Source organism: Streptococcus oriscaviae (genome assembly GCF_018137985.1).
Lineage (GTDB): Bacteria > Bacillota > Bacilli > Lactobacillales > Streptococcaceae > Streptococcus > Streptococcus oriscaviae.
This window is the reverse complement of sequence record NZ_CP073084.1, coordinates 1,572,823-1,585,568: the sequence shown is the minus strand read 5'-3', so window position 1 is coordinate 1,585,568 and position 12,746 is coordinate 1,572,823. Positions and strand designations below refer to the sequence as shown.

Here is a 12,746-nt window from a genome sequence, read left to right as displayed (position 1 = left end):
TATAAAACGCTTTCTCAAAATAATTAAGACACACTTTTTACTGGAGGAAAAAAATTTGCTGACCTAATTCACAACTATCGATTTTTATGCAAAAAACTCTACCCTTTCGGGTAGAGCAACTTACTTTTAGAATCCCACTTCTTTCAGACTATCCGCCAAACGCGCGAAGTCAGCCATAGAAAGGGCTTCGCCACGGACACTGGCTTCCAGCTCTGCCATGCCAAGTGCCTGCGTCAGCTTATCCTTGACTTCTTCGGACTTGCCGAAATGGTTGGTCAGGTTGTTCCAGAGGGTCTTGCGGCGGTGCACAAAGCTGGCCTTGGACACCCGAAAGAAGAAATCTTCGTCACGGACTGCGACCAAGGGTTGTTCGCGGCGAACCATCTTCAGAATAGCGGAGTCCACATTTGGCGCGGGCACAAAGACGGTACGGGGCACGATAAAGGCCACCTTGGCGGTCATGTAATACTGGACCGCGATGGACAGGCTACCGTAGGCCTTGGTGTTTGGCTCGGCAGAAATGCGGTCGGCCACCTCCCGCTGCATCATGACTACAAACTCGCTGAAGGGAATCTTGCTCTCAATCAGGTGCATGAGGATAGGGGTGGTGATGTAGTAAGGCAGATTGGCCACGACCTTGATGGGCAGGTCAGGATTCTTGAAATTCTGAATTTGGGTTTGTAAGTCGGTCTTCAAGATGTCTTGGTTGACCACGGTCACATTGTCAAAGCGGCCCAAGGTATCCGCCAGAATCGGAATCAGGCGGTCGTCAATCTCAAAGGCCATGACCTCGGCAGCACTCTCCGCCAAAAACTCGGTCAAGGCTCCGATTCCAGGTCCAATCTCGATGACATTGACATTCTGGTCAATCTCTGCCGTGTCCACAATCTTCTGTAAAATATTGGTATCGGTCAAAAAGTTCTGACCGAAGGATTTCTTAAAGGTAAACCCGTGACGCTCAAGGACGGCCCGAGTAACGTTTTTGTCTGCGATTCTCATGTGTGTTCTTTCTTGTTTTATTTTATAGAAAAGCTGAGCGAACTATCTACTTTATAAAAGATAGTTTTTAGCTAATCAAGGCAGTTTTTTGAGAGAATACTGACTGTATTTTGAAAAAAACTAACGATGAGTAGCTGAAAACTAGCCTTAGGTGGAAGTACTGAACTGTGAATATAGGTCCTAACATTTCAACGAAAAAAATAAACAGTAAAACCGCACTTCCAACTTTGACCGGTCTGTAAGTAGCGGTTTTTCTGTTATCTACAAATCCGTCCCGTCTTTAAAACGGTCCTACTGATCATCAAGTTAGCGCTTGTGACCTTTTTCTATTTTCATTGTAGGCTTTTCAAGGAAAATTGTCAAGTCAAGGTGATTCTTAGTCTTGCCAGCGCTACTTATTCTCCACCTGCCACTCACCCTCTTCAAAACAAAAATAGTTCTCAGTCAACTGTAGATACTCAAAGATGTCCAGCATGGTTTCAAAACCGTCAGCCAGCTGAACATTCTTCAATTCTGCACGGTCAATCCAGAAGACCTCCCCCTCAGCTGAAGATTGAATAGAACCTGAAAAATGGCTGGTTTTGTAACAAAAGACCAGATAACGATAATGGTCAGTAGGGTCCGTCCAGTTTTGAATGCCACAGAGTTCGAGATTGGATATCGTCAAGCCTGTTTCTTCTTTGACCTCTCGAATGACGGAGGAAACAATACTCTCTCCACGTTCGACATGACCACCTGGGAAGGCAATATCTTTCCAATGGTAACTTTTAAGATTAAGAATTGCGGTTAAGGCGTTTTTAACTATATATTTGATTTAACACAAGTTTATCCAGATATTGAATCTGCTATTGGTCTTTTATATTTCTTTTATACAATTTATCATAAAAAAGTATTACTAACTATCAGTGCTTAAATCAGGAATAAGTTTAGCCTCTTTTTGATACTTCAGATGATCTTGATACATTTTTCTAGCTTCTGCAATAATTTTGCTATATTTTAATATTGTTATATTACTAATATCCAACATCTGTTTTTCTCTAGCAGTAAACTCTATTTTATTTCCAGCACCTATCATTCCTGTATTTTCTGATAACACAAATATAACTTTTATATCTGTTTCATCTACTGTACGCAATTCTGGGATATTTTGAATCATAGCTTGTCTATAGTTAGTAATCTGTTCGTTTATCATATTAAAGTCAACTCTTGCGTATCCATCAGCAGTATTCTTTTTCAGTTCAATGATTATAGGATATTCCTCTTCTGCAACCCTAATTGAAATATCCAAGAAATTCCTTTTAAATTCATCATTTCCTCTATCAAGATTAAAAAATTCTTGATTTCTTAAATAATCTGTTTCTGTTGGAGTATTTCTATCCACATTCCAATAAGGATTTATTAACCAAGGATTATCTGATAAATGTTTTTCAAATACTTTTTCTGCTGTTGAATCATCCGCCATCAAACGTTCTAGTTTTTCGATAGCAGAAAGACGTTTCCTAATAAGATTAGCATGATTCAAGTCTTCCATCTTTGCGATATTAGTCATTAATTTGAATAATAAAGCATATTGTGCATCAGAATCTTCTTCTTCCTCAAAACTAGCAATCAAATCATCTGCTTCAATATTGTTTATTACAGTAGAGATAGAAGTTACCATTGAATCTACAGCATTTGCATCCAGCGCAACATCATCATCCAATTTATTGGAAAACAAATCCAAAAGTTTATTATTAATCTTTTTTTGTTCTTCAGTAAGGCCAGAAAGCCAATCTGTATAAGATTGATTACTTTTAATTCTCTCTGGTAAGTTCTCTATAGCGTTCTCTCGCCTAATTTCATCCCACCGTTCAATAACAAAATCTCTTACCTTGTCTAAATTCAATATTAATTCTTCAACCTCAGGAATAGAATCATCTAAGCCTTGGCGACTAGAGGTTATTGGATCATCCAATTTTGATATAAAATCATCTGCTACAATTTCCCCAACAATATAATTATTTGCTATTCGTGCATTTGACTTACTCTTTAATATATCTTCATCAGCAATTTTTCCATTAGCTAAAATAATGATATTAGCAAAACTTGCACCGTCCTCATTTTTCAAATCTTTTGGTTTATTAGTTGTACCAATCCAGCCAGAGATATTAGAATTAGAAAAATAGGTTGCTATGTGGGGAATTTTCGAGTACTTTTCAAGTATTTCAACATTTTCAAACTTTGATTTTATTTCATCCTCTTCAAGATTTCCAAAATATACTACATACTGAATTTTGTTGTAATACTCATTTGACGCTAACTCTAATTCTTGACCATCTAGTTTTAGTTTAAAGTTAGTTTTAGACTGATTTATGTAGAACCTTCTAGAAAGTTGTTTTCTTATATTATTTCTAGTGGCTTCTGTTATACGACGTCTAGTATCTGTAATTTTCACTATAAAACCTGAAGTATAACTCTCAAATTCCGAAAACTCTTCCGGTAGCTCTGTCTCAGTGACTTCTACATCATAATCATTACTAGCGGTCATCTGTCTGTAATTCAACGTAAATTTTAGCCAGTCATTTGCGCTTGAGCCACGGCTCTTAGAATAAACTGTATAAATATTTCCCAAACTAAATGCGGCTAACTTACCAATACCCTTTTTCCCCATTGGTTTTCGCTCATCTAACCCATTGATAGGAGCTTCTTCTTGTTTCTCAGAACCAATAATAGCATATTTTTGCTCTAATTCTACTAAATCTAGCCCTTTACCATTATCAATAATAACAATAGAATCATTGGATAATTTTATATTTACCTCAGTCGCATAAGCATCATACGAATTAGCTACTAATTCTGCTAAAGCAGGCGGAGTCGTTGAATATAAATTTCTACCTAGATGAGTAACAGCATTATTTGCTATTGAAAACTTTAAACTAGTCATGATAAATCTCCTCTAAATGTTGTTTGATACTCTGACCAATAATCTCACCTAACTTAGGAGGAACAGCGTTGCCAATTTGTAACGCAACTTGTGCAATAGGGTAATTTCCACCAAGTTCAGGTTCTGTAAAAAGATAGTCCCTCGGAAAAGTTTGTAGCATCGCTCCTTCACGTAAGCTCAATGCTCTATCTTGTTCTGGATGACCAAAACGACCATTTCCGATACCTGGAAACTGTGTTGTTATTGTATTAGAAGGCTGGTCCCACTCTAAACGACCATAAACAGATCCAAATGATGCTCCACTCTTTTTCTTATAAGCTTCAAGTAAAAGTTCTTCGTCCCAATCCTTCCAAGTTCCACCCGGCTTTGACTGTTTTATCCTTTTCATATTTAATTCGGAAAGTTTTCTACTTCTATGTAGAGGATCTTTCAAATTAGTTTCTCCCGCCTTTAGTTTTGGTAAATTTCCAATTGTCTCCCTAAGTGTCGGGTAATTATCTTTAGCAAATTGAGGAGGCAGTAATTTTATCTCTCCTAATTTCGAGGCTAAAAGTAATAGGCGTTTTCTTTTTTGTGGAACACCATACTCTGGAGCGTAAACTACTTTATAATCAATCGAATAATCATTATCTTTCAAAATTTGGATAAAGTTATCAAACACCTTCTCTTTAGCCATCTGAGGAACATTTTCCATGGAAACAATATCTGGTTGAACATATTCAATTTGTTGACCAAAGTAGTCTAAAAGATCCATTTTCTGAAGTGTATTCTCATTGTTCTTGTACTTATGACTATATGTCGAAAAGGGTTGGCATGGAGCACAACCCATTAAAATTTTTATATCCGTATTATCTGGATAAAGATTATTAATTTCCTGGCCATCAATTTCTTTAACATCTTTTAATATGAATCTCGCCTTATTATTAAATTCATAAGCAAATTGACTACGAGGATCTATATCATAACCTGCAACAACGTTTATACCCGCTTGTTGAACGCCACAGGTCAACCCTCCAACACCGCAAAACAGATCCACAGCATTAATTTTCATGGTAATATCCTCCACTCTAAATTATACCACTATTTTTGACCTTTTTACAATATTTATATTTTATAGAACGCTCAAATCCTTGATTTATCAGCGTTTTAAGCACCTGTCATTATTATGACACAATCCCCTCCAGGAAATGTAAGTCCTGACCACTTTTCAGATTTTCTATCCTGGACCAATACCCGCTGACCGTCTATAATCATACACATATTGGTTAGGATGACTTGTTCCTGTCTACTCATACTCCCCCATCACTTCCTCAACTTCCGTCAAACTAATTCCAAATAGTTCCAAGCGTTTGAGCAGTTGTTTGCCATTGCAGTAGCCGATGCGCAAGCGTTCTCCCAGATACTCACGGCGCTTGCGGCTATCGCCGCCCATGAGGAGGCCTAGGCGCATCAGGTCTGACTTGGTAATGTCAAAGTGATTTTCGTCATCATAGTAGCCACGCACGCCTGCCAGGGCCTTTTCCAAGTCCTCGAAGCTGGCATGCTCAATACCCAAGGACCGGCCTTTTGTCTTGGACTTAGGTCTGGCTTCGTCCCGCTGTAAAAAGGCGTGTTTGACCGTAGGAACGGCCTGCATAATAATTTTCCGAATCCGCTCGCCATTGTAGTCGGGGTCGGTAAAGACAATGACCCCCCGTAGCTTATGGAGCTTTTCGATGCGCTCCAAATCATCCTCTGAGATGGCCGAGCCTCTGGTTTCGTAGGTGTCCACCTCGTAAAAGCGTTTGAGGTTGGCTGTATCGTCCTTGCCCTCGACCACCAGGACTTCTTGTATCTTCATTTTCTTAGTCAATCTTAAACAAGCTCCTTGCATTCTCGTAGGTCGCTTTCGCCACTTCCTCGACCGACTGGTTGCGAAGCTGGGCCAGCATTTCCACCACATATCTGGTGTAGCCGGTGCGGTTTTCCCGACCGCGCTTGGGCACAGGGGCCAAGTAAGGTGCGTCCGTTTCAACCAGGATTTTTTCTAGGGGCAAAGCTTGCGCTGCTTCCTGAAGTTCTCTGGCTTTTTTGAAGGTCACGACTCCCGAGAAGGAGATGTGCATGCCCAGGTCTGTGAATGCCTGAGCCTCCTCCAGCGTACCAGAAAAGGAATGCATAATGCCGCCCCGCGGGCCGACACCCACTTCCTTGATGACCGAATAGGTATCTTCCAGAGCGTCACGAGTGTGAACCACAAAAGGCAAGTCCAGTTCCTTAGCCAGCTCCATCTGCCGCTTGAAAACCCGAGCCTGGGTCTCCTTATCTGCCGTCATCCAGTAGTAGTCCAAGCCAATTTCCCCCAGGGCGATGACCTTGGGATGCTGGAGGGCCTTGAGTAGGTAGCTTTCCGCTTCCTCGTCATAGGTGCCAGCCTCTGTCGGATGCCAGCCCAGGGTCAGATAAATTTCAGGGTGCCGGTCTGCCAGTTCAATAGCCTTATCAATCGTTGCCCGGTCAAAACCGACTACATTGTGGAGGGTGACGCCCATTTCCTTGGCAAAGTCTAATTCTTCTTGGACCCGACCGTCAAATTGCTCAACGTTGAGGTGGGTATGGGTATCAAAAATTTGTATTGTCATGCTTCTATTGTACCACAGAGAGGCTCGTTTTTGGCCATAGATGACAGACCATTGATGCTTATGTTACAATGGCATCAGAGAACTATTCAAAAAGGAAAAAACTATGATTAAACTCATTGCCTTAGACATGGACGGCACCTTGCTGGATTCAAACAAAACTATATCAGCCGCGAACAAACTGGCGCTTCAGCAGGCCGCTCAGCTTGGGATTCAAATCGTTCTATGTACTGGCCGGCCCAAATCAGGCATCCAACCTTATGTGGATGAACTAGCCCTTCCCATGGACGATTATGTCATCGGCAACAACGGCTGTTTTATTCTCCACAGCAAGGACTGGCAGGTCGTTTACCAGACAGGAATTGAAATAGAGCAATTAGACTATCTAGCCAGTCTTCTCGAGGATTTTCCCAGCCTTAACCTAGTCCTCTTTACCCTTGATGCGAATTATGTCATCGGCCAAGAGGTCAATGCGGCGGCCCGACATGATGCTCAGGTGGAATTTTCTACACTCTACCATGTGGGGCTGGAGGCCTTTAAAGCACTGGACATCCCTGTTCTGGTCCCGATTTTTATGGGTGAAGAAAAGGTTCTGGATGCCTTCCAAGAGCGCTTTGAAGAAGCGTTAAGAGAAGAGTTCAGTCCTGTCCGCAGTCTGGATTATGCCCTTGAAGCTCTGCCATCAGGAATCAGCAAAGCTGCTTCCCTAGCTAAACTGACCACAATCTTAGGGCTCCAGCCCCAACAAGTTATGGCCATCGGGGATGGCAACAACGACTTAGAAATGCTGGAGTGGGCAGGTTTGTCCATCGCTATGGGAAATGCTCATCCGAAAATCCAAGCTCTTGCAGATGATGTGACAGATACCAATGACCAATCAGGGGTTGCCAAAGCCATTTCCAAATATATTCTCAACCAAGATTAAACCAGCAAAAAACCAGCAGACTCGAGTTTCTGCTGGTTTTCTAATTATTCTTATGCTACAGCAAGCACTTTGCGTCCTTTACGACGACGAGCTGCTAAAACGCGACGGCCGTTTTTAGTTGACATACGGTTACGGAATCCGTGTTTACGCGCGCGACGGATTTTACTTGGTTGAAAAGTACGTTTCACGATGAATACCTCCTCTTAGATTTTCGTATTCGTTTAGCCGGCTAGTTTGATCAGTTACTAAACATACCTATCCATTCTATAACAACTAGTGGCCTTTGTCAAGTGAATGTTTCCTCTCCCGCAATTTTTCATTGATTTTGGTCACCTTTTGCCGTGTCATAAACACAACAACTGCCCAAACCAGGACATAAACCAATAAAAACTGAATAAGGGTGACGAGTGATAAGAAATTCTCAGTATTCCCACCGATGCGGTTGGCAAGCAGATAGAGGGTGTAGACTACCAGAAAATGGTAAAGAAAAAGGACCCTAAGACGACTCTTAGGGCTCCTTTCTCTCATTCACTTTTAAAGGTCATCCACCAGTTTAGGCTCTCTTCTTGTGGAAGTAGAAGCCAAAACCAGACACTAGAAGGATTACCAAACCAAGAAGGATAGTCCAAATTGTTGAGCTATCACCAGTACTTGGCAAGACTCTCTTCGGTTTAGCCGGCGGTTCTTCAGTCGTTGTAGAAGGAACCGATGGTTCTTCCGTAGTTGTGGTCGTGGTTGTTGTTGACTCTTCAGTAGTTGCTTCTGAAGTGGTCGTTGTTGGCTCTTCAGTAGTGGTTGTGGTTTCTTCTGAAGTAGTCGTTGTTGGCTCCTCAGTTGTAGTCACTTCTGAAGTAGTGGTTGTTGGTTCTTCAGTTGTGGTTGACTCTGTAGTGGTTGTGGTTTCCCCTTCAGAAGTGGTTGCTTCCTCGGAGGTAGTTGTCGTTGTTGCTTCAGTAGTCGTTTCTTCCGTGGTTGTTTCGGTAGTCGTTGACTCTGTAGTGGTTTCAACTGTTGTTGTTTCAGTGGTTGTGGTTGTTGTAGTCGGTGCATACTGATCCGTAACCACCAACTTACCATTCTTGTACTCAACGGCGTTGCTGTTGGTGTCAAGAACGGTTACACTGCCATCATAGTTCACTTGGAAGGTGATGTCCGTTACTGCGACATAGCCGTTTGGTGCCGCTTCTTCGTGGAAGACGTACTTGCCTGGTTTCAGGTTAAGCTCTTTAGACTTGCCTGCTTCTGAAGTCCATTCTTCAACCTTGTTCTGTTGCTCGTCGAAGATTTGGATAGCAGCGCCTGCGATTTCTTCACCGCCGAGGTTGACCTTAGAGAAGGTCACTTTCTTAGGTGTTTCGTCGTATTGGTCTGTGATAACCAACTTACCATCCTTGTACTCAACGGCGTTGCTGTTGGTGTCAAGAACGGTCACACTGCCATCGTAGTTCACTTGGAAGGTGATGTCCGTTACGGCTACATAGCCGTTTGGTGCCGCTTCTTCGTGGAAGACGTACTTGCCTGGTTTCAGGTTAAGCTCTTTAGACTTGCCTGCTTCTGAAGTCCATTCTTCAACCTTGTTCTGTTGCTCGTCGAAGATTTGGATAGCAGCGCCTGCGATTTCTTCACCGCCGAGGTTGACCTTAGAGAAGGTCACTTTCTTAGGTGTTTCGTCGTATTGGTCTGTGATAACCAGTTTGCCATCCTTGTACTCAACGGCGTTGCTGTTAGTGTCAAGAACGGTCACACTGCCATCGTAGTTCACTTGGAAGGTGATGTCAGTAACAGCTACATAGCCGTTTGGTGCGGCTTCTTCGTGGAAGACGTACTTGCCTGGTTTCAGGTTAAGCTCTTTAGACACGCCAGCTTCTGAAATCCATTCCTCAACCTTGTTTTGCTGCTCGTCGAAGATTTGGATAGCAGCGCCTGCGATTTCTTCACCACCAAGGTTAACCTTAGAGAAGGTCACTTTCTTAGGGGTTGTGTCGTATTGGTCAGTGATGACCAGCTTGCCATCCTTGTATTCAACGGCGTTGCTGTTGGTGTCAAGAACAGTCACACTGCCATCATAGTTCACTTGGAAGGTGATGTCCGTAACTGCCACATAGCCGTTTGGTGCCGCTTCTTCGTGGAAGACGTACTTGCCTGGTTTCAGGTTAAGCTCTTTAGACTTGCCTGCTTCTGAAGTCCATTCTTCGACCTTGTTTTGCTGCTCGTCGAAGATTTGGATAGCAGCGCCTGCGATTTCTTCACCACCAAGGTTAACCTTAGAGAAGGTCACTTTCTTAGGGGTTGTGTCGTATTGGTCAGTGATGACCAGCTTGCCATCCTTGTATTCAACGGCGTTGCTGTTGGTGTCAAGAACAGTCACACTGCCATCATAGTTCACTTGGAAGGTGATGTCCGTAACTGCCACATAGCCGTTTGGTGCCGCTTCTTCGTGGAAGACGTACTTGCCTGGTTTCAGGTTAAGCTCTTTAGACTTGCCTGCTTCTGAAGTCCATTCTTCGACCTTGTTTTGCTGCTCGTCGAAGATTTGGATAGCAGCGCCTGCGATTTCTTCACCGCCGAGGTTGACCTTAGAGAAGGTCACTTTCTTAGGTGTTTCGTCGTATTGGTCTGTGATAACCAGTTTGCCATCCTTGTACTCAACGGCGTTGCTGTTAGCATTGAGAACTGTTACACTACCATCGTAGTTAACCTTGAAGGTAATATCTGTTACCGCTACATAGCCGTTTGGTGCGGCTTCTTCGTGGAAGACGTATTCCCCTGGCTCTAGGGTTAATTCCTTAGACTTATCTGCTTCGGAAGTCCAACTTGCTACTTCCGTACCTTGGGTATTGCGGATTTTGATTTCCGCACCTGCGATTTCTTCACCGCCTAGGTTGACTTTAGAGAAGGTTACTTTCTTAGGGGTTGTGTCGTATTGGTCAGTAATCACCAATTTGCCATCCTTATACTCAACGGCATTGCTGTTGGTATCAAGAACGGTCACACTACCGTCATAATTCACTTGGAAAGTGATGTCTGTTACTGCTACATAGCCGTTTGGTGCCGCTTCTTCGTGGAAGACATACTTGCCTGGCACCAAGTTAAGCTCTTTAGACTTACCAGCTTCGGAAGTCCAACTTGCTACTTCCGTACCTTGGGTGTTGCGGATTTTGATTTCCGCACCTGCAATTTCTTCGCCACCAAGGTTGACTTTAGAGAAAGTCACTTTCTTAGGCATTGTGTCATATTGGTCTGTAATCACCAACTTGCCATCCTTATACTCAACGGCGTTGCTGTTAGCATTGAGAACTGTTACACTACCATCATAGTTAACCTTGAAGGTAATATCTGTTACCGCCACATAGCCGTTTGGTGCCGCTTCTTCGTGGAAGACGTATTCCCCTGGCTCCAAGGTTAATTCCTTAGACTTATCTGCTTCGGAAGTCCAGCTGGCTACTTCAGCACCTTGATCATCACGGATGACGATTTTGGCACCTGCGATTTCTTTACCGCCGAGGTTGACTTTAGAGAAGGTCACTTTCTTAGGTGTTTCATCATATTGGTCAGTAATGATCAGCTTGCCAACTTGGTCTACAAATACGGCATTCCCGTTTGCATTTACGACGCTAACCACACCGTTGTTATTTACCTTAAAGGTAATGTCTGTTACGGTTAGGTAGCCATTTGGTGCCGCTTCTTCGTGGAAGACATATTCTCCAGGCATCAGGGTTAATTCTTTAGACTTACCTGCTTCAGAAGTCCAACTTGCTACTTCCGTACCCTGTGTATCACGGATTTTGATTTTTGCACCTGCGATTTCTTGGCCACCAAGATTGATCTTCGAGATGGAAACTTGCTTCGGTTGGGCATCCTTTTCATTCGTAATGGTCCGGGAAGCAACCTTAGTTGTACCAAAGTCATCTGGACCGATTGGGATAGTCGTAGCCAAAGGCTTGTAGCCTGGTGGTGGGGTTACCTCGCGAATGGTATAGTTGTCCTTAAGAAGGTTGTTAAAGACAGCCTTGCCGTCAGTGCCTGTTGTAATAGTGCCCACAACAACACCGTTCCGGTCACGGGTCACTTCGAAGACTGCACCTGCAAGTGGTTGACCACTTTCGTCTGTCTTGGTCAAATCAATGCTGAAAACATAACCTTCAGCTGTACCACCTGCAACAAAGTAGGTTGTACTTGCGGTATCATCCTCAACGAGAGAACCGTTCGCATTCATTGCCGCATCATTCAGGAAGACTTCCCCATCAACGGGAGTATACGGAAGTTTGACTTTATAATTAATCAAGATGCCTCGATTTGTTAAGTTCCCCAAGTTAATTGTAAAACTTCTCTTATCACTAGCAATCTGAATATCTGTTTGGGCAGTTAAATCTGCATGGTTGGAATGTGTCCAATCTCCATTATCCCAGGCCCAATCCAAGGCGAAAACCTGGAAGGAATCTGGAACCAATTCCAAACCTGGACTACGAACATAGTCTGTTATCACAACATTTTGGAAGGATAACATGTCACGGTTTATGGCCAATTCGTATTGAAGTTTTGTTGAGTCATTATTATCCTGCCAACCAGATTTTTCCAGTTTTGAAGAATACTGCCCTGGAGGTCCATTATAGTGGATTTTCCCTGCATAGATAGGGGTTCCCTCCACAGTAATATTTAAATCAATGTCTTGGTCAGTCTTCACAACACTATGGTCAACACGGCCATAGAAGAAGAAGTTCCCTGTCACATTTGATTTTCCAGAAGCATAACTGGTATACGTCAAAGTGACTGTTTTGGTACTGCCATCAAAAGTACCCTTCGCAACCAGTTCCCCACCCGTCGTCCGCACATCAAATGGAGCAGTTAGTGGGAAGGTAATTTCGTTCGGAACTTGAATAACTGTTGTATCGCCTTCTTCAACAATATTGTTTGGCAAGGCAAATTCAGCATACAATCGAAATTGGCCCCACATATCTAACCCAGATGTAAGCGGATTTCCGGCAGCATCTGTCACAGACATAGAGGTAACGATACCTGAAATTGTCTTGGCTTCAACTGTTCGATAACTAGCCAGTGAAGGTAAGAAAAATCCAGCTAACAAGACCACTAGTTGCAACCAGGACCCTATTTTCTTTTTCATGCTAATTCCTTTCTAATTTTTCTTTTTCATTAGCTTTGTATTTACTGAATCATCCCTTCTCTCACCCCGTTTTAGAAAGAAGCGCTGATTAGTAATACAGTCCTATTTTATCACTAATTCCTTCAAATTACTAGTGCGTTCTCCCGTTTTTCCCTAAAA

Annotated in this window: 10 protein-coding genes and 1 pseudogene; 1 reads left to right on the top strand and 10 read right to left on the bottom strand. The window is 42.8% G+C overall.

The genetic code is table 11. From position 1 onward, the window contains the following. Positions 1 to 126: 126 nt before the first annotated feature. From rsmA to INT76_RS08050, 7 genes and pseudogenes are all read right to left on the bottom strand, one after another. Positions 127 to 999: a 16S rRNA (adenine(1518)-N(6)/adenine(1519)-N(6))-dimethyltransferase RsmA gene (gene rsmA / locus INT76_RS08075; RefSeq protein WP_212569941.1), complete on the bottom strand. Its 873-nt coding sequence runs from the start codon at positions 997 to 999 to the stop codon at positions 127 to 129. A 391-nt stretch (positions 1,000 to 1,390) separates the two neighbouring features. Beyond that, positions 1,391 to 1,804, bottom strand: coding sequence for an 8-oxo-dGTP diphosphatase (locus INT76_RS08070; RefSeq protein ID WP_428843993.1), 414 nt, complete (start codon positions 1,802 to 1,804; stop codon positions 1,391 to 1,393). 90 nt (positions 1,805 to 1,894) lie between these two features. Beyond that, positions 1,895 to 3,922, bottom strand: coding sequence for an ATP-binding protein (locus INT76_RS08065; RefSeq protein WP_212569940.1), 2,028 nt, complete (start codon positions 3,920 to 3,922; stop codon positions 1,895 to 1,897). Next, a complete protein-coding gene (locus INT76_RS08060; RefSeq protein WP_212569939.1) occupies positions 3,915 to 4,973 on the bottom strand; it encodes a DNA cytosine methyltransferase in 1,059 nt (352 codons plus the stop codon). The genes INT76_RS08065 and INT76_RS08060 overlap by 8 nt, the downstream gene beginning before the upstream one ends. 125 nt (positions 4,974 to 5,098) lie before the next feature. Then, positions 5,099 to 5,215: pseudogene (locus INT76_RS11205) on the bottom strand (DNA mismatch repair protein MutT); the annotation flags it as partial. Further along, on the bottom strand, positions 5,208 to 5,774 hold the full coding sequence (rnmV, locus tag INT76_RS08055; protein WP_282960481.1) for a ribonuclease M5: 567 nt from the start codon (positions 5,772 to 5,774) through the stop codon (positions 5,208 to 5,210). The pseudogene INT76_RS11205 and the gene rnmV, both read right to left, overlap by 8 nt. Next, positions 5,767 to 6,537 carry a TatD family hydrolase gene (locus tag INT76_RS08050; RefSeq protein WP_282960522.1) on the bottom strand — a complete coding sequence of 257 codons (771 nt, stop codon included), beginning with the start codon at positions 6,535 to 6,537 and terminating at the stop codon, positions 5,767 to 5,769. The genes rnmV and INT76_RS08050 overlap by 8 nt, the downstream gene beginning before the upstream one ends. A gap of 109 nt (positions 6,538 to 6,646) precedes the next feature. Here INT76_RS08050 and INT76_RS08045 point away from each other — a divergent pair, with 109 nt between their 5' ends. Beyond that, positions 6,647 to 7,465 carry a Cof-type HAD-IIB family hydrolase gene (locus INT76_RS08045; protein ID WP_212569937.1) on the top strand — a complete coding sequence of 273 codons (819 nt, stop codon included), beginning with the start codon at positions 6,647 to 6,649 and terminating at the stop codon, positions 7,463 to 7,465. 50 nt (positions 7,466 to 7,515) lie between these two features. On the opposite strand, the gene rpmH is transcribed toward INT76_RS08045, so the two are convergent. From rpmH to INT76_RS08030, 3 genes are all read right to left on the bottom strand, one after another. Continuing rightward, the gene (gene rpmH, locus INT76_RS08040; RefSeq protein ID WP_018368178.1) at positions 7,516 to 7,653 is read right to left on the bottom strand and encodes a 50S ribosomal protein L34; all 138 of its coding nucleotides are present in this window, start codon (positions 7,651 to 7,653) and stop codon (positions 7,516 to 7,518) included. Between the two features lie 85 nt (positions 7,654 to 7,738). Beyond that, the gene (locus INT76_RS08035; RefSeq protein ID WP_212569936.1) at positions 7,739 to 7,993 is read right to left on the bottom strand and encodes a DUF3021 family protein; all 255 of its coding nucleotides are present in this window, start codon (positions 7,991 to 7,993) and stop codon (positions 7,739 to 7,741) included. A 25-nt stretch (positions 7,994 to 8,018) separates the two neighbouring features. After that, positions 8,019 to 12,587, bottom strand: a complete 4,569-nt coding sequence (locus INT76_RS08030; RefSeq protein ID WP_212569935.1) for a SpaA isopeptide-forming pilin-related protein — start codon at positions 12,585 to 12,587, stop codon at positions 8,019 to 8,021. Positions 12,588 to 12,746 lie beyond the last annotated feature (159 nt).